14 protein-coding genes are annotated in these 17,972 nt (G+C 68.8%); 12 read left to right on the top strand and 2 right to left on the bottom strand.

The features are described 5' to 3' along the window. Window positions 1–12 precede the first annotated feature (12 nt). From murA to L0U85_RS07700, 4 genes are all read left to right on the top strand, one after another. The gene (gene murA, locus L0U85_RS07715; protein ID WP_347177384.1) at window positions 13–1,368 is read left to right on the top strand and encodes a UDP-N-acetylglucosamine 1-carboxyvinyltransferase; all 1,356 of its coding nucleotides are present in this window, start codon (window positions 13–15) and stop codon (window positions 1,366–1,368) included. A gap of 61 nt (window positions 1,369–1,429) precedes the next feature. Then, complete coding sequence (locus L0U85_RS07710; RefSeq protein ID WP_241377175.1) at window positions 1,430–2,086, top strand: DUF3043 domain-containing protein; 657 nt, start codon at window positions 1,430–1,432, stop codon at window positions 2,084–2,086. Window positions 2,087–2,179: 93 nt separating this feature from the next. Beyond that, on the top strand, window positions 2,180–3,283 hold the full coding sequence (locus tag L0U85_RS07705) for a WG repeat-containing protein (RefSeq protein ID WP_241377174.1): 1,104 nt from the start codon (window positions 2,180–2,182) through the stop codon (window positions 3,281–3,283). Window positions 3,284–3,347: 64 nt separating this feature from the next. Then, on the top strand, window positions 3,348–4,346 hold the full coding sequence (locus L0U85_RS07700; protein ID WP_241377173.1) for an aldo/keto reductase family protein: 999 nt from the start codon (window positions 3,348–3,350) through the stop codon (window positions 4,344–4,346). On the opposite strand, the gene miaA is transcribed toward L0U85_RS07700, so the two are convergent. Next, entirely contained in the window at window positions 4,318–5,256 is a 939-nt protein-coding gene (gene miaA, locus L0U85_RS07695) for a tRNA (adenosine(37)-N6)-dimethylallyltransferase MiaA (RefSeq protein WP_241377172.1), read from the bottom strand. The genes L0U85_RS07700 and miaA overlap by 29 nt on opposite strands. A 182-nt stretch (window positions 5,257–5,438) precedes the next feature. Between miaA and L0U85_RS07690 the strand changes: the two genes are divergently transcribed. The 4 genes from L0U85_RS07690 to L0U85_RS07675 all read left to right on the top strand — a co-directional run bounded on the left by L0U85_RS07690 (window position 5,439) and on the right by L0U85_RS07675 (window position 11,307). Continuing rightward, window positions 5,439–6,656: a DUF349 domain-containing protein gene (locus L0U85_RS07690; RefSeq protein WP_241377171.1), complete on the top strand. Its 1,218-nt coding sequence runs from the start codon at window positions 5,439–5,441 to the stop codon at window positions 6,654–6,656. 196 nt (window positions 6,657–6,852) lie between these two features. Further along, a complete protein-coding gene (locus L0U85_RS07685; RefSeq protein WP_241377170.1) occupies window positions 6,853–7,581 on the top strand; it encodes a tyrosine-protein phosphatase in 729 nt (242 codons plus the stop codon). A 151-nt stretch (window positions 7,582–7,732) separates the two neighbouring features. Beyond that, complete coding sequence (locus L0U85_RS07680; RefSeq protein WP_241377169.1) at window positions 7,733–9,451, top strand: ABC transporter ATP-binding protein; 1,719 nt, start codon at window positions 7,733–7,735, stop codon at window positions 9,449–9,451. Next, entirely contained in the window at window positions 9,448–11,307 is a 1,860-nt protein-coding gene (locus L0U85_RS07675) for an ABC transporter ATP-binding protein (protein ID WP_241377168.1), read from the top strand. The genes L0U85_RS07680 and L0U85_RS07675 overlap by 4 nt, the downstream gene beginning before the upstream one ends. A 116-nt stretch (window positions 11,308–11,423) precedes the next feature. On the opposite strand, the gene miaB is transcribed toward L0U85_RS07675, so the two are convergent. Beyond that, on the bottom strand, window positions 11,424–12,884 hold the full coding sequence (gene miaB / locus L0U85_RS07670) for a tRNA (N6-isopentenyl adenosine(37)-C2)-methylthiotransferase MiaB (RefSeq protein ID WP_347177383.1): 1,461 nt from the start codon (window positions 12,882–12,884) through the stop codon (window positions 11,424–11,426). A 530-nt stretch (window positions 12,885–13,414) separates the two neighbouring features. Here miaB and L0U85_RS07665 point away from each other — a divergent pair. The 4 genes from L0U85_RS07665 to L0U85_RS07650 are packed head-to-tail and all read left to right on the top strand — an operon-like array spanning window position 13,415 to window position 17,919. After that, on the top strand, window positions 13,415–14,593 hold the full coding sequence (locus tag L0U85_RS07665) for an ABC transporter substrate-binding protein (RefSeq protein ID WP_241377166.1): 1,179 nt from the start codon (window positions 13,415–13,417) through the stop codon (window positions 14,591–14,593). A 53-nt stretch (window positions 14,594–14,646) separates the two neighbouring features. Continuing rightward, window positions 14,647–15,525, top strand: coding sequence for a branched-chain amino acid ABC transporter permease (locus L0U85_RS07660; RefSeq protein WP_241377165.1), 879 nt, complete (start codon window positions 14,647–14,649; stop codon window positions 15,523–15,525). Next, entirely contained in the window at window positions 15,525–17,216 is a 1,692-nt protein-coding gene (locus L0U85_RS07655; protein ID WP_241377164.1) for a branched-chain amino acid ABC transporter ATP-binding protein/permease, read from the top strand. The genes L0U85_RS07660 and L0U85_RS07655 overlap by 1 nt, the downstream gene beginning before the upstream one ends. Further along, complete coding sequence (locus L0U85_RS07650; protein ID WP_241377163.1) at window positions 17,209–17,919, top strand: ABC transporter ATP-binding protein; 711 nt, start codon at window positions 17,209–17,211, stop codon at window positions 17,917–17,919. Before L0U85_RS07655 ends, L0U85_RS07650 begins: the two co-directional genes overlap by 8 nt. Window positions 17,920–17,972 lie beyond the last annotated feature (53 nt).

Here is a 17,972-nt window from a genome sequence, read left to right as displayed (position 1 = left end):
ACCCCTGAAGACATGCTGATCATTCATGGCGGGACCCCCCTTCAAGGCGAAGTCACTGTCAGAGGCGCCAAGAACCTTGTTTCCAAGGCGATGGTCGCCGCCCTGCTCGGCACCTCCCCCTCAGTCCTTCGCGGTGTCCCGGAGATTCGCGACGTCGAAGTCGTCACCGGTCTGCTGCGCGTCCACGGCGTCGACGTCGACCTCGAGGGCGACACCCTCTACATGGACCCCACCTCGGTCGAGTCCGCCGGCGTCGAGGAGATCAACGTCCACGCCGGCACCAGCCGCATTCCGATCCTGCTGTGCGGGCCGCTCCTCCACCGCCTCGGCCGCGCCTTCATCCCCGACCTCGGCGGCTGCAACATCGGCGGGCGCCCCATCGACTTCCACCTCGACGCGCTGCGCAAGTTCGGCGCCGTCGTCGAGAAGGCCCCCGACGGCACGCACCTGTCGGCCCCGGACGGCCTCCACGGCATCCGCTACGAGCTCGAATACCCGTCGGTCGGCGCTACCGAGCAGGTCCTGCTCGCCGCCGTCATGGCCGAAGGCACCACCGAGCTGCGCAACGCCGCGATCGAACCGGAGATCATCGACCTCATCTGCGTCCTCCAGAAGATGGGCGCGATCATCAAGGTCCACACCAACCGCGTCATCGAGATCGTCGGCGTCAGCGAACTCAAGGGCTACCGGCACCGCGCCCTGCCCGACCGCATCGAGGCCGCCTCCTGGGCCTCGGCGGCCCTGGCCACCGAGGGCAGCGTCTTCGTCCGCGGCGCCCACCAGGCCGACATGATGACCTTCCTCAACGTCTTCCGCTCCATCGGCGGGGCCTACGACGTCGACGACGACCCCGTAGAGGGCGGCATCCGCTTCTGGCACCGCGGCGGGCCCCTCAAGCCGGTCGCGCTGGAGACCAACGTCCACCCCGGGCTCATGACCGACTGGCAGCAGCCGATCGTCGTCGCGCTCACCCAGGCCGACGGCCTGTCGATCATGCACGAGACCGTCTATGAGAACCGTCTCGGCTACACCTCCGAGCTGCGCCAGATGGGCGCCAACATCGAGCTGTACTCCGAGTGCCTCGGCGGGGCCCCCTGCCGGTGGGGGCGACGCAACTTCCTGCACTCGGCCGTCATCGCCGGGCCCAGCAAACTCCACGCCGCCGACCTGCAGATCCCCGACCTGCGCGCCGGGTTCAGCCACCTCATCGCGGCCCTCGCCGCCGAGGGCACCTCGCGCGTCTACGGCGTCGACCGCTACATCACCCGCGGTTACGAGAACTTCGAATCGAAGCTCCAAGCGCTCGGCGCGAAGATCGAGCGCCCGGTCGCTCAGGAGTCGCACGCGACGACGCATGCGGAGCCTTAAATTCGGCAAGTATGCTGGGAGTCAGCATCCCATCGCGAGCTTAAGGAAGGTCGGTCGTCCCGTGGGGAAGAAGTCCGCTGAGGCCGAGGCCGCAGCCGCCGCCGTCGAGGAGACGAAGCCGGCCGCAGCCACCGAGAAAAAGGGGAAGCCCACCCCGAAGCGGCCCAAGCAGGCCAAAGCGCGCCCCCCTGCCAACCCCCCGCTGACATACAAGGAAGCCCGCAAGCGGGCGAAGACGAACAAGCTCTCCAAGGAGCAGAAGCGCCAGGCGAAGGACGACCTCCGGGTCGAGCGCGCGCGCATCGCCGAGGGCCAGTGGAAGGGCGACCCGCTCTTCGACAAGTACCACCTGCCCCGCGACCGCGGGCCGGAGCGCCTGCTGGCGCGCGACATCGTCGACTCCCGGCGCACCGTCGCCCAGTACTTCTTCGCGCTCACCATGGCGCTGCTGCTTGCCACGAACGTCTTCCCCGGTGCGATCGGCATCCTCATGCTCGGGTGGATCGTCATGATGGCGGGCTTCGCCGTCGACTCGTACTTCCTGTGCCGCAAGGTGGGGCGCCTGGTCTGGAAACGGTTCCCGAGCACGAAGCAGCGCAAGCCGGGCCTGTACTGGTACGCAATCCAGCGGGCCATCATGTTCCGCTCGATGCGCAACCCGCGCCCGCGCATGAGCTACAAGGCCACCGAGGACGACCTCGGCCAGGTCGTTCGCTAGCGCGCGACCGTCCCCGCAGCCGCAAGGACCCGAGGCGATTTCACCGCTCGCCTCGGGATCCTTGATGGCCTAATCTGAATGTCGTAACCCTCAGTGACCTTGAAAGTAGTCAACGTGGTGGATGTCGCGGCAGACTTGCGAGCCGGGCTGGTCCGCGCCCTCGGACCGCTCGACCGGGCGACCTTGCGCCACGCGATCGCCGACACCGTCGGCCTCCAGCACATCCGCGAAGAGGCCAGCCAGCGCCTCGCCCGTCATCCGGGCGAGGCCGACCAATCGCGCCTGCTCGGCGTGCGCGCGGTCATCATGCGCGTCCTCGGAGACTTCGACTCCGCCGAAGTCGACGCCTCGGCCGCCGTCAAACACGCCGAGGCCGTCGGCGCCGACATGCTGCTCGCACCCGCCCGCGCCCGCCTCGGCCAGGTGATGCGCGTCCAGGGCCGCTACGCCGAAGCCGACCAGTTGTTCGCTCTCGCCGAGGCCGGAGAGCTGCCGCGCACCCTCACCGGCGCCGCCCGGGCCTACGCCGCGCTGTCGTGCCTGGCCCAGGGCCGCATCACCGAGGGCCTCATCCACCTGCAGCGCGCCAGTGAGCAGAACTCGCACGGCTTCATCATGCAGATCGTCGAGATCGCGCTCGACCTGGCCGAGGAGCTGGCCGCGAAGGCCGGGTTCGGGCCGCCGCCGCGCGGCTGGCCCGAGAGGGCCGGGCACCCCGCGCCCGATCGCTTCCAGGACCCGCAGACCGGCCGGTGGGGCTACCTCGGGCCGAACGGACGGCCCGTCGTCCAGGCCGCGTTCAGCCAGGCCGGGGACTTCAGAGGTGGCGTCGCCGCCGTGTGCCAGGCCGATTGGGGCGCCATCGACAAGCAGGGGACCGTCGTCGTCCCGATGCTCTACAACTCGCTTGACACGACCACTGTGGACGGCCGCACCGTCACCGGCTTCGTCGGCGGAGTCGCGGTCGCCGCCCAGCGCGGGCGCTCTGGCGTCGTCCACCGATCCGGTCGCGTCGTCGTTCCCCCTCGCTACCAGCACATCGCGGTCCACCCGGCCGGATTCCTGGTCTCTTTGGACGGCTACTCCTGGGGCACGCTCGGACTCGACGGCGCAGAACTGCTGCCCGCCAGGACGGACCGGGCCGAGGCCGTCAGGTCCCTCGACGCCGCCGTATCGATCGACGACGGGCCACTCTAGATGCGCAAACGCTTGTGATGTTCGTTTCGTTGACACTAGCCGAGCGGCCGGTAGGCTCGTGTCCATGGAGTTTCGTCACCTCGGCCGTTCCGGCCTCGTCATCTCTGAACTGACATACGGAAACTGGATCACCCACGGCGGACAGGTCGAAGAGGACGCCGCGGTCGCCTGCGTCCGGGCCGCCCTCGACGAAGGCATCACCACCTTCGACACCGCCGACGTCTACGCGCGCGGCGCGGCCGAAGAAGTCCTCGGGCGCGCCCTCAAGGGCGAGCGCCGCGACGGGCTGGAGATCTTCACCAAGGTCTACTGGCCCATGGGCGAGGGCAAGAACGATCGCGGGCTGTCGACCAAGCACATCAAGGAGTCCATAGACAACTCCCTGGAGCGCCTCCAGACCGACCGCGTCGAGCTCTACCAGGCCCACCGGTTCGACCACGACACACCGCTCGAAGAGACCATGCAGGCCTTCGCGGACGTGGTCCACGCCGGCAAGGCCCACTACATCGGCGTCAGCGAGTGGACCGCCGACCAGATCCGCCGCGGCCACGCGCTCGCCCGGGAGCTGAAGATCCAGCTGGTCTCCAGCCAGCCCCAGTACTCGGCGCTGTGGCGGGTCATCGAGGCCGAGGTCGTCCCGGCCTGCGAGGAACTCGGCATCGGCCAGATCGTGTGGTCCCCGCTCGCCCAGGGCGTCCTGACCGGAAAGTACAAGCCCGGCCAGGCCCCGCCGGAGGGCTCGCGCGGCGCGCACGAGAAGTTCGGCGGCTTCATGAAGGGCTTCTTGGAGAACGACGACCTGCTCGAACGCGTCCAGCGGCTCGTCCCCATCGCCGAGGAGGCGGGCCTGAACCTGCCGCAGCTGGCCCTGGCATGGGTCCTCAAGAACCAGAACGTCTCGGCCGCGATCATCGGCGCCACCCGCCCCGAGCAGGTCAAGGACAACGTCAAGGCCGCCGGCGTCAAGCTCGACGACGAGATCTACGCCAAGATCAACGAGGTCCTGGAGCCGGTCGCCGAGACCGACCCGAACCTCACGCGGAGCCCGAAGCCGCGCGTGTGAGCACCCGCTCGACGAGCTCTGGATCGGCCGCATCGAACCACTCGATGCGGCCGTCTCTTTTGAACCAGGAGCGCTGGCGGCGCACGAAGCGCCTGGTGCCCTGCACGGTGAGGCGAAACGCCTCCTCTTCGTCGCACTCCCCCGCCAGGAACGCGAGGACCTGCTGATAACCGAGCGCCCGCGAGGCGGTGCGGCCTTCGCGCAGGCCCTTCGCCTCCAGCTCGCGGACCTCGTCGACGAGCCCGGCGTCCCACATCGCCCGGACCCGGCGCTCGATGCGCTCGTCCAGCACGGCGGTGTCGAGATCGACGCCGATGCGGACGGCCTCGTAGTGCGCCTTCGGTTCCGGGAGGCTGGCGGTGAACGAGCCGGTGAGCTCCACGACCTCCAGTGCGCGGACCAGGCGCCGCCCGTTCGAGGGCAGGATCGCCTTCGCGGCCTTCGGGTCGGCCTGACGCAGCCGCTCCCACAGCGCCGTCGATCCCTCGCGCTCCAGCTCGGCCTCCAGGCGGGCGCGGATCTCGGGGTCGGTGCCGGGGAAGTCCATCTCGTCCAGGGCCGCCTGGACGTACAGCCCGGAGCCACCGGCCAGGATCGGGGCCCGGCCGCGCGCGGCGATCTCCTCGATCGCGGCCCGGGCCATCGACTGGTAGCGGACGACGTCCGCGGCCTCGGTGACGTCCAGGACGTCGAAGACATGGTGGGGCACGCCGCGCTTCTCGCCCTCGGTGATCTTGGCGGTGCCGATGTCCATTCCGCGGTACAGCTGCATCGAGTCGGCGTTGACCACTTCCCCGGAAAGCGCTTCTGCCAGCGCGACCGACAGCGCCGTCTTTCCGGCCGCGGTAGGGCCTACGACCGCGACCACCGTCGGCTGTAGGGTGGGGTTGCTGCCACCACTGATGACCAACTGAATACCCCTTCGGTTCGAGTGGGCAGGCAGGCGCGCCTGGCCCTTCGTCTACTGGATTGCACGGTTTGTCACCGTTCATCCGCCGCTGTGGACGGCCCCGGCTGGCCGCGACCCGGAAACCACCGTAAGGTACGGGAAGTACGTCCCTTAGTTCGTGTGAAGGATTTGAGATTACCGCGATGAGTGACCTCGGAGACTGGACCAGCTTCGGCCGCATCGACGCCGATGGCACGGTTTACGTGAAAACCTCCTCCGGCGAGCGCGCGGTCGGCTCTTGGCAGGCCGGCTCCACCGACGAGGGGCTCGCGCACTTCGCGCGGAAATACGCCGACCTGGTGGTCGAAGTCGATCTCATCGCCGCGCGCCTCAATTCTGACTCGGCGGACGTCGAGCAGGCCGCCGCGCAGCTGCGCAAGCTCCGCGAGGGCCTGGACACCGCCGCCGTCGTCGGGGACCTCGAGGCGCTCGGCAACCGGCTCGACGAGCTGTCCAAGCACGCCGAAGAGCGCGTCGGCGAGTTCAAGGCCGCCAAGGACGCCGAGCGCGCCGAAGCCGTCGCCGCCAAGGAGGCCCTCGTGGCCGAGGCGGAGGAGCTGGCCAAGCGCGACAGCCACTGGAAGGCTTCGGGGCAGCGCTTCAGCGAGATGGTCGAGGAGTGGAAGTCGATTCACGGCGTCGACCGCAAGACCGACCAGCGGCTGTGGCGGAAGTTCTCGGCCGCCCGCGACACGTTCACGCGCCACCGCGGCGCTTACTTCTCGCAGCTCGACACCGAGCGCAAGGTCATCGCCGCGAAGAAGGAAGAATTGATCGCCGCCGCCGAGGAGCTGGCGACCTCGACGGACTGGGGTCCCACCGCCGACAGGCTCAAGGCCCTCATGGCCGAGTGGAAGGAAGCCGGCAGGCTCGCTCCCGACGCCGAGCAGAAGGCCTGGAAGCGGTTCCGGGCCGCCCAGGACGTCTTCTTCAACGCCCGCTCGGAGGTCTTCTCGGCCCGCGACGCGGAGTTGGAGGCCAACCAGGCCGCCAAGGAGGAGCTGCTCAAGCGCGCCGAGGCGCTCGACGTCGCCGCCGACCCGAAGGCCGCTCAGGCCGCGTTCCGCGAGATCCAGGCTTCCTGGCACGACACGGGCGCGGTCCCGCGCAAGAACCAGGCGAAGCTCCAGCGGCGGCTGCGCAACGTCGAGGACAAGCTGCGCGAGGCGCTGGACACCGCCTGGCGGAAGGTCCCGGTCGAGGAGAACCCGCTGCTGCTCCAGATGAAGCAGCAGGTGTCAGAGGCCGAGGAGAAGCTGGAGCGGGCCAAGGCCGACGGCAACCCGGGCCGGATCAAGAAGGCCGAGGCGGAGCTGGCGTCCAAGAGGCAGTTCTTGGAGCTTGCGGAAGGAACCAAGTAGCCCGGCCTGGAGCTTGCGGAAGGAACCAAGTAGCCCGGCCTGGAGCTCTCCGAGAGTTCCTAGTGGGGCGTTGGGCCTTTCGTAGGATCATCGGGATAATAGAAGAGCTACAACGGCGTGGACTGTTTGGTTCACGCCGTTTTCATCTCGGGTGACAATACTCAGGGTGACTCCCCGCCGACAGGAAGGCAGCCGTATGACCTTGGAAACCCTCCCGCAGCAGTTCCTGCCCACCGTGAACGTCTTCAACCTCCGCGACATCGGCGGCCTCGACGCCGCCGACGGCAAGAAGGTCAAGACCGGGCGGGTCTTCCGCTCCGACAATTTCGGGCAGGCCACCGAGGCCGACATCGACTACATCGTGAACGAGATGGGCGTCCGGCACGTCATCGACTTGCGCCGCCCGGCCGAGCTGGAGCAGACCGGCCGCTTCCCCGAGCTGGACGGGATCGACTTCCACCACTTCGAGCTTCTGCACATCGCCTGGGAGGGCTGGCGCGAGTTCGAGATCGACTCGGTCGTCGGGTTCCTGCGCCAGCGCTACTCGGCCATGATGGAGGCCGGTTACAAGGCGATCCGCGACTCGCTGGACGTGATCGCGCTGGGCGAGCCGGTGATCTTCCACTGCATGGCAGGCAAGGACCGGACCGGGATCGTGGCGGCGGTGCTGCTGTCACTGCTCGGCGTCGGCGACGAGGACATCGCAGCGGACTACGAGCTGTCCAACGTGGGCTTGGCGCGCTGGAGGGCCTGGAGGGACGCCAATATCGGCAAGCCCGCCGTCGAGCGCGGCCTGGCGACCCCGGCCGAGGCCATGCTGGAGACGATCGAGGAGATGAACGCGCGGTTCGGCTCGCTGTCGGACTACGCCAGGGCGATCGGCTTCAAGGATGCCGACCGCCTGCGGGATCTGCTGCTCGAATAAGCCGCTTGCCGCGCGGCTAGAAAATCAGTTGCCTCCGTCCACCCGGCCGCCATACGGTGGCCGGGTGGGTGCAGAGCGGTCGACATCAGCAGAAGAGTCCGAAACAGACGATCCCCGGGCGAGCGGGCGGCCGCTGGCGAACCTGTGGAGGATGAAGCAGTACCTCGTCCCCTACCGGATCCGCCTAGGAGCACAATGGACGATGGTGCTTCTCAACGTCGTCGCCGGACTCTCCATTCCACCCATGGTCGGGGCCGCCATCGACGGCCCGATCACGAACGGCGACCTCGTCGGCCTGTGGCGCTACGCCGGCGTCGTCGCCGCTCTCGGCGCACTCGACGCGCTGCTGTCGCTCACCCGGCGCTACTTCCAGACCACCACCGCCATGGCCATCGAGGCCGACATCCGGGACGTCGTCTACGGGCACCTCCAGCGCCTCCACACCGGCTTCCACGACCGGTGGCAGACCGGCCAGCTGCTCTCGCGCGTGACCACCGACCTGGGCATGATCCGCCGCTTCTTCGCCGGCGGCATGGTCTTCCTCATCATGTCGACGTTCATGATCACGCTCATCCTCGCGCAGCTGCTGTGGATCGAATGGCGGCTGGCGCTGGTCGTGGCCGCCTCGGCCGTCCCGCTGTTCCTGCTCGGGCGCGGCTTCTTCAAGAACTTCCTGCCCGCCGCTCGCGCCGAGCAGGACCAGTCGGGCGAGGTCTCCAGCGTCGCCGAGGAGTCGGCCCTCGGCATCCGCGCCGTCAAAGCCCTCGGACGGGGACCCCTCATGGCCGCACGGTTCGGCAAGGAGGCCGCCCACCTGCGAGACCTGGGGATCCGCAAGAGCTACATCGCCTCGCGCTCCTGGTCGGCGTTCGACGCGATCGCCTCGGCCAGCCTGGGCACGACCCTCATCCTCGGCTCGATCATGGTCGCGAACGGCGGGCTCAGCCTCGGACAGCTGTCGGCGTTCATCATGCTCCAACTGGGCATGCTGTGGCCGATCGAGGCGGCGGGCTGGGTCCTCGCCCACGGCAACGAGGCGATGACCGCCGCCGACCGCATCTACGAGGTCCTCGACACCGAGCCGGCCATCCGCGACCGGCCCGGCGCCCGCGCCAGGGACCGCTCCGCGATCCGGGGCGCGCTCGCCTTCGAAGGCGTCGAGTTCGCCTACGACGATGACGACCGAAAGACCCTGCGCGGCGTCGACCTCGCCGTCAAGCCCGGTGAGACGCTTGCCATCGCAGGCAAGACCGGCTCGGGGAAGACCACGCTGGTCTCGCTGCCCTCCCGACTCAACGATCCGACCGGCGGCAGGATCACCTTGGACGGCACCGACATCCGCGACATCCGGCTCGACAGCCTCCGCCGGGCGGTCACCACCGCATTCGAGGAGGCCACGCTGTTCTCCATGAGCGTCCGCGAGAACCTCGCGCTCGGGCGACCCGACGCCGACGAACACGACCTGCTGGAAGCGCTCCGCGTCGCCCAGGCCGAGTTCGTCCACGACCTGCCCTACGGGCTCGACACCCGCATCGGAGAGCAGGGCCTGTCGCTGTCGGGCGGCCAGCGCCAGCGGCTCGCTCTGGCCAGAGCGGTGGTCGTCAGGCCAGCCGTGCTGGTCCTCGACGACCCGCTCTCGGCACTCGACGTCCACACCGAGGAGCTCGTCGAGCGGGCTCTCGAACAGGTCCTGCAGGACACGACCGCGCTGATCGTGGTCCACCGGCCGTCCACCGTCGCGCTGGCCGACCGGGTCGCTCTGCTTCACGAGGGCCGGATCGCCGCGGTCGGCCGGCACTCGGAGCTGATGGAGTCGAGTCCCGACTACGTAGAGGTCCTCTCCGCCGAGTCCGAGGAGGTGGCCGCATGACGGCGCCCGTGAAGCACGACGACAAGCACGTGGCATGGCGCGGGCGGGCCGAGTCGGTCGAGGCCGAGCGCACCAGCGCCGAGCTCGACGACGCCGCCGCCATCAAGCGGCTGCGCTCGCGCAGCCGTTCGCTGCTCGGCTGGATGATGCGTCCGCATCGCAGGGCGATCGCGTTCCTCGTCGGGATCCTCGTGGTGCAGAACTTCGCGAGCATGGCGGCGCCGATCCTGGTGATGGTCGCGATCGACAGCGGCATCCCGGCGGTCAGGGACGACGGCGACTACTCGATCCTGGTCGGCATCGGGGTGGCGTTCGCGGTGTCGGCGGTCCTGGAGTACGTGTCGCTGCGGCTCTACATCGTGCAGTCCGCGAAGGTGGGCAACGCGATGCTCTACGCGCTGCGCAACCGGGTGTTCTGGAAGTTCCAGCGGCTGTCGGTGTCCTTCCATGAGCGGTTCACCTCGGGGCGGGTGACGGCCCGGCAGAGCTCGGACATGGAGTCGATCCGCGAGATGACCGAGAACGGCATGGACGACCTGGTCATGGCAGGGCTCAACATCATCACGATCACCGTGGTGATGCTGGTGATCGACCCGCTGCTGGCGGCGGTGACGCTTTTGACGTTCCCGCTGATGGTCATGCTCGCCAAGTGGTTCAGTCGTGTCTCGGCGATCGCCTACCGCAGGGCGCGGGAGACCGTGGCGGTGCTCATCGTCTACTTCGTGGAGTCGATGGGCGGCATCCGGGCGGTGCAGGCGTATCGGCGCGAGGAACGCGACAAGGAGATCTTCGCGAAGCTGAACACCGACAACCGGCACGCGCAGGCCAAGGGGCACCATCAGAACGCGTTCATGTCCGGCGGAATGAAGGGCATCGGGCACCTGGCGACGGTGGTGGTGCTGCTGTTCGGCGGGTGGCAGGTCATGCAGGGCAACACCGGGGTGGGCGTGCTGGCGGCGTTCCTGCTCTACATGAAGCGGTTCTTCGACCCGCTGAACGAGCTGGTGCAGTTCTACAACGTGCTCCAGTCGGCCACAGCCGCACTCGAGAAGCTGTCGGGCGTGGTGGACGAGGAGATCGAGGTCGCCGAGCCGGACGAGCCCCGGTCGATCGAGTGCCCGAGGGGCGAGGTCCGCTTCGACGAGGTCGAGTTCTACTACCGCGAGGACCAGCGGGTCCTGCCGGGTTTGAGCCTGCACATCCCGGGTGGGCAGACGGTGGCGCTGGTGGGTGCGACGGGCGCGGGCAAGACGACCGTCGCCAAGCTCGTGAGCCGCTTCTACGATCCGCGGGGCGGCACGATCTCGCTCGACGGCGTGGACCTGCGGGACCTGGCCGAGGCGGACCTGCGGGACAACGTCGTCATGATCACGCAGGAGAACTTCCTGTTCAACGGCACGATCGCCGAGAACATCGAGCTGGGCAAGCCCGGAGCGACGCGCGAGGAGATCGTCGAGGCCGCCGAGGTGGTCGGCGCGCACGAGTTCATCGAGGCGCTCCCGGACGGCTACGACACGCACGTGCGCAAGAGGGGCGGGCGACTGTCGGCCGGGCAGCGGCAGCTCGTGGTCTTCGCCCGCGCGTTCCTGGCCGATCCGCGCGTGCTGATCCTCGACGAGGCGACCTCCTCGCTCGACATCCCCTCAGAGCGGCTGGTCCAGCGCGCCCTGCGCACGATCCTGGCCGACCGGACGGCGATCATCATCGCGCACCGCCTGTCGACGGTGGAGATCGCCGACCGGGTGCTGGTCTTGGAAGCCGGCCGCATCACCGAGGACGGTCCGCCGGAGGCGTTGATCGCCTCGGGAGGCGACTACGCCGAACTCCACCGCCAGTGGGAGGACAGCCTCGTATAGCGATCGGCAGGCGACCTCCGGTTGAAGCCGGAGGCCACTCGGCTCTGAGTCGCGGACAGCCCCGTCGCCGGGCCTTGCGAAGCGGTCTCGGCGTTCCACGCTTTGAGCAAGCGTCTTCAGCAGGCGCAGCCCGGCGAATCGGACTTCGCCTCCGGCTTCCGGCCGATCGTCGGCATGCCGAGGCTCACGCCGGGCAGCTTCGGCTGGTGCCCCGCCTCCCAGGCATCGCCGGCCTTGGTGCGGCGGTGGGTCAGGATCGCCGAGTCCGCGACGAGGTGGTGCGGGGCGCCGTACGTGATGGTGGTGGTGACGACGTCGCCGGGGCGGACGCCGTCGGCGTTCTCGAAGTGGACGAGCCTGCCGTCGCGGGCGCGGCCCGACATGCGGCCCGTGGCCTCGTCCTTTCGGCCGTCGCCGACGGTCACGAGTACTTCGACCTCGGTGCCTTCGAGCTTCCGGTTCTCCTCCCAGGAGACGCGCTCCTGGAGTTCAACCAGGCGCTCGTAGCGTTCCTGGACGATCTCCTTCGGGATCTGGTTCTCCATCTCGCCGGCCGGCGTGCCGGGCCGGATCGAGTACTGGAACGTGAAGGCGCTGGAGAAGCGGGACGCCTCGACCACCCGGAGGGTCTCGGCGAAGTCCTCCTCGGTCTCGCCGGGGAAGCCGACGATGATGTCGGTGGTGATCGCCGCGTCCGGCATCGCCTCGCGGACCTTGCCGATGATCTCGAGGAACTTCTTCGAGCGGTAGGACCGGCGCATCTCCTTCAGCACGCGGTCCGAGCCGGACTGGAGCGGCATGTGCAGCTGGTGGCACACGTTCGGCGTCTCGGCCATAGCGGCGATGACGTCCTCGGTGAAGTTCTTCGGGTGCGGGCTGGTGAAGCGCACCCGTTCCAGCCCGTCGATCTCGCCGCAGGCGCGCAGCAGCTTGCCGAAGGCGAGCTTGTCGCCGAACTCGACGCCGTAGGTGTTCACGTTCTGACCCAGGAGGGTGACCTCCGAGACACCCTCCTCGACCAGCGCGCGGACCTCGGCGAGGATCTCGCCGGGGCGGCGGTCCTTCTCCTTGCCGCGAAGCGAGGGGACGATGCAGAACGTGCAGGTGTTGTTGCAGCCCACCGAGATCGACACCCACCCCGAGTAGGTCGACTCGCGCTTGGTCGGCAGCGTGGAGGGGAAGACCTCCAGGGACTCGAGGATCTCGACCTCGGCGGCCCGGTTGTGGCGGGCGCGCTCGAGCAGGGCCGGGAGCGCGCCGATGTTGTGGGTGCCGAACACCGCGTCGACCCAGGGGGCGCGCTTGACGATCTCGCCGCGGTCCTTCTGCGCGAGGCAGCCGCCCACGGCGATCTGCATGTCCGGATTCCGCGTCTTCGCCGGGCGAAGGTGGCCGAGGTTGCCGTAGAGCTTGTTGTCGGCGTTCTCGCGCACGGCGCAGGTGTTGAACACGACCAGGTCGGGCGCGTCCGCCTCGCCGACGGGCACGTATCCGGCCTGTTCGAGGAGGCCGCCGATCCGCTCGGAGTCGTGGACGTTCATCTGGCACCCGAACGTCCGCACTTGGTAAGTCTTCACACCTTGCTGAGCCACTCCCCCAGGATAGACGCGAGGGCGATCACACGGCGAAGGCCGGGATGCGCTTCTGACTCCAGGCCCGGACCAGGCCCGCATCCGCACCGCCGACCGACGCGGAAACCGTGGAGGTGCGGCCCCGAGAGGAGTCAATTCCATTGAGGATGAATCAACGGGCGATCAGCGTGACTTCGGAGTGCAATGGCACATGATCACAGCGTATCCTCTGCACAGTTCCGAATCGCCCGTGTTACGCGTTGAGTTCACCATCGGGACATCTCGCCGAATCACTTCGAATGCCCTAAGTGACCCTTACTCCACAGTTCTGCCAGCGCCGCAGCGGCATTCGCGATGGACTCCCCCCCAACAGGATCCCATATTCGGAATCCATTATGAGACAACCACGGGATCGGTCTTGTGCCCGTTGATCGGCCCCTATAAGGTGGCCCCGTGCCGCCAACGGGAACCACACCCGCCCCACAAGGCGGTCTGTCCCGCTGACGCCCCCACTCGTCAAAGACCCAAGGAAGAATATGCGATTCAAGAAGTCCTCTGGCACCGTCGTGGCCGTCGCCGCCCTGTTCGCCTCCGCCGCCTGCGTCTCCGAGGAAGCCACCAGCAACACCTCCGACGACGCGCTGGTCGGAACAGGCAGCGGTGCAGAATGCAGCATCGATGAGACCGTCAAGGTCGGGGCCGTCTTCAGCCTCACCGAAGCCGCCGCGTTCGCCGGCGAGTACCAGCGTGAAGGGCTCGAACTGGCCTTCGAGGAGATCAACGCCACCGACGGCGTCTCCTACGAGTTGATCGTCGAGGACGACAAGACCAGCGTCGAGGACAGCGTCGCCGCCTTCGAGAAGCTCATCGACCGAGACGAGGTCAGCGTCATCGTCGGCCCGACCTTGTCGAACATGGCCTTCACCACTTTCCCCGACGCCCAGAGCGCCGGCGTCCCCGCGCTCGGCGTCTCCACCACCGCCGAGGGCATCCCCGACATCGGCGACTACGTCTTCCGCGCCTCCCTCCCCGAAGAGGGCGCTCTCGCGGCCAGCATTCCCGCCGCCAAGGAAGCGATCGGCATCGAGCAGGTCGCCGTGCTCCACGACAGCGCCGACGAGTTCACCGCCTCGGCCTACAACACCATGATGGACGTCCTGGCCGAAGAGGACGTCGAAGTCGTCGTCGACGAGAGCTTCGCGACCGCCGACACCGACTTCAGCGCCCAGCTCACCAAGGTCCAGAACGCCGACGTCGACGCCGTCATCCTCTCGGCCCTGCCCGGCGCCACCATCCCGCTCGTCAAGCAGGCCCGCGACCTCGGCATCGACGCCCCGATCGTCGGCGGCAACGCCTTCAACTCGCCGGTGCTCGTCGGCGCCCTCGAAGACGCCTCCGAAGGCCTCATCGTCGGCGGCGCCTGGAGTGCGGCAGCAGAGACCACCGGCAACGCCAACTTCATGGCCGCTTACACCGAGGCCTACGACCGCGCCCCCGACCAGTTCGCCGCCCAGGCATACACTGCGGGCTACCTGATCGACCAGGCCGTCCGCGCCGACTGCGACGCCAACCGCGAAGCGGTCAAGGACAACCTCGGCCAGATCCTCGAGTTCGACTCCATCCTCGGCGCCATCTCCCTCGACGAGAACGGCGAGGTCACCCAGGAGCCGTTCGTCCAGATCATCGAGAACGGCGAGTTCACGATCCTCCAGTAAGACCGACAGACCACACGTCCGTCTCGTCCCAACCTCCGTACAGGGAAACAGAGATGCTGCAACAACTGGCCAACGGCGTCTTCGCCGGATCCATCTACGCGCTCTTCGCGATCGGATTCACGCTCGTCTTCGGGATCCTCCGCCACCTGAACCTCGCGCACGCCGCGATCTTCACCGGCGGCGCCTTCGTAGGCATCGAGCTCGCGACGCGGTTCGACGTTCCGATCTGGCTGCTGTTCCCGATCGTGGCCGGCGCGGGCGCGCTCGCCGGAGTGCTCCTGGAGCGCACCGCCTTCCGCCCGCTGTCAGGCCGCGACGACGAGCACTTCGCCGGCCTGATCTCGTCGGTGGCCTTCGGCGGCCTCCTCATCGCCCTCCTGCACGCGAGGTACGGGACCGAGCCCCAGAGCTTCCCCAGCTCCTACTTCCCCAACCGGCTGTATGAGATCGCGGGCCTCCGCGTGACCCTCATGCAACTGGTCACGCTGGGGCTCGCCCTGGTGCTCATGCTCGGACTCGCATGGCTCGTCTCCAAGACCCCATTGGGACGAGCCATGCGGGCCGTCGCCGAGAACCCGACCGCCGCCAAGGTCGTCGGCGTCAACGTCACCCGGGTGACCGCCGGGACCTACGCGCTGTCGTCCGCGCTCGGCTCGGTCGCCGGGGTCCTGCTCGCGCTCAACCTCGGACAGGCCAACCGCGGTCTCGGCGCCTCCATCGAACTCATCGGCTTCGCCGTCATCATCCTCGGCGGCCTCGGCTCGCTGTGGGGCGCGATGGCCGCCGGGCTCATCCTCGGCCTCGCCGAAGCCCTCACCGTCACCTACTTCGACTCCACCTGGCGCGGCATGGTCGCCTTCGCGCTCCTGTTCGCCGTCCTCGTGATCCGTCCCAAGGGCCTGTTCGGCCACGTCAAAGTCAGGGAGGTCTGATGCTCGCCGGGTACGACACCCTCATCACCACGATCGCGCTCGGCGCGATCCTCGCCTACTCCTTCCACGTCGTGCTCATGGCCGGGCAACTCAGCCTCGGCCAGGCCGGCTTCGCCTCCCTCGCCGCCTACGTCTCCACGCTCGTCGTCCCCGCCGAGCCGCTGTTCGGCTCGCTCTCCCCGGTGCTCGTCGGCCTCCCGGTCGGCGCGCTCGTCGGCGCCGGCGCCGCGTTCGTCGTCGGGCTGCCGGTGCTGCGGCTGCGCGGCGTGTTCCTGGCCATCGCCACCATCGCCTTCGGCGAGATGGTGCGCGTCGCCATGACCAACGCCGAGTGGACCAACGGCGCCCTCGGCGTCCGCGTCGACAAATGGGTCACCTTCGACTTCGCCTGGATCATCGTCGCGGTCCTGGCCTACCTGTTCTGGCGACTCGGCCCCTCCCGAGTCGGCCGCGCCTTCGCCGCCGTCCGCGAAGACGAGCTCGCCGCCGGCTCCATGGGCGTCAACGTCGTGCGCACCCGCATGACCTCGTTCGTCGCCTCCGGCGCCATCGCCGGCGTCTACGGGGTCCTGTTCGCCTACTTCTTCGGCCGAATCACCCCCGCCGCATTCGACTTCAGTCTCATGATGGACGGACTGGTCACCGCCGTCCTCGGCGGCTACCTCGTGTTCTTCGGGCCGGTGCTCGGCAGCGGATTCCTCACCGTCGTGCCCGAGATCCAATCGGCCCTCGGGCTCGACGCCGGCTGGGTCCACCCGCTCGTCACCAGCCTGCTCCTGCTGGCGGTCATCCTGTTCCTGCCCGGCGGCCTGTCGAGCCTCCTCGCCCGCCGACGCCCCGCACCGCGCCGCGTCGACCCCGACGGAACCGACCTCGCCGGACTCCCGCCGCTGCCCGAACCGGGCACCGCAGTGGCCGAACTGCGCGCCCTCGGCAAGTCCTACGGCGCCGTCCAGGCCGTCCGCGAAATCGACCTGGAGATCCGCTCCGGCGAGATCCTCGGCGTCATCGGCCCCAACGGCGCAGGAAAGACCACCCTGGTCAACATGATCAGCGGCCTGGAGCCGCCCACCTCCGGCGAAGGCGAAGTCCTCGGCGTGGCCCTCGGCTCGAACGGCGGCGCCCACCGCTTCGCCCAGGCCGGCGTCAGCCGCACCTTCCAGCACTCCAAGCTGTTCGACCGACTCACCGTCCTCGACAACGTCCTGGTCGGCACCCACGTCGTCAGCCGCCCCACCTACCTGCGCAGGCTCCTGTGGCTGCCCTCGGCCCGCCGCGACGAGCGGCGCGCCCGCGCCCTCGCCTGGGCGCAGCTCGACCGGGTCGGCCTGGCCGAGCGGGCGCACCTCCGCCCCGGCGCACTGTCATACGGAGACCAGCGGCGGCTCGAGATCGCCCGCGCCCTCGCCGCCCACCCGACCCTGCTCATCCTCGACGAGCCCGCCGCCGGCATGAACCACGTCGAAGCCGCCGAACTCGCCGCACTCATCAAGGCGCTGGCCGACGACGGCATCACCGTGCTGCTCATCGAGCACAACGTCCGCATGGTCCTCGACACCTGCACCCGACTGGTCGTCATGAACTTCGGCGAGGTCATCGCCGCCGGACGGCCCCGCGAGGTCGCCGCCGACCCCAAGGTCGTCGAGGCCTACCTGGGCGCCACGGAAACCGGGGAGAGCGAATATGTCTGATCCGATCCTGTCGGTCGAGTCCGTCCACGTCTCCTACGGGCGGGTCAACGCCGTCCGCGACGTCTCGATCGAAGTGCCGGAAGGCGGCCTGGTCGCCCTCGTCGGCGCCAACGGCGCCGGAAAGAGCTCCGTGCTCGGCGCAGTCTGCGGCCTGGTGAGACCCAAGTCCGGCGCGGTCCGCCTCGACGGCAAGGACATCACGCGCTGGCCGACCCACCGCCGGGTCGGCGCCGGTCTGGTCCTGGTCCCCGAGGGCCGCCAGATCCTCGGCACCCTCACCGTCGCCGAGAACCTGCGCTTGGGCGCCCACCGGCGCCGCCGCAGCGCCGCCTCCGAGTCGGAGATGTACGAACTGTTCCCGGTGCTGGCCGAGCGGCGATCGCTGCCGGCCAGCGCCCTGTCCGGCGGCGAGCAGCAGATGCTCGCCATCGCACGCGCCATGATCGCCCGGCCCCGGGTCGTCCTCTTGGACGAGCCGTCGATGGGCCTGGCGCCCAAGATGGTGGACGAGGTCTTCTCGGTCATCGAGAAGATCCGGTCCACCGGGGTCACCGTCGTCCTCGTCGAGCAGAACGCCCGCCGGGCGCTGCGCGCGGCCGACACCGGCTACGTCCTGGAGACCGGCGAGATCGCCCACAGCGGTCCGGCCTCCGAACTGTTGGAACACCCCAGAGTCGTGGAAGCGTATCTGGGCGTCGAATAGCACAACTCGCACCGAACGCAAAGGAGCCCCAGGGCGGTGGAGCAAAACCCCGA

It is taken from the genome of Glycomyces sp. L485, assembly GCF_022548875.1.
In the GTDB taxonomy this organism is placed as follows: Bacteria; Actinomycetota; Actinomycetes; order Mycobacteriales; family Micromonosporaceae; genus Glycomyces.
The sequence above is the reverse complement of the archived record's forward strand: the minus strand, read 5'-3'. Positions and strand labels throughout refer to the sequence as shown.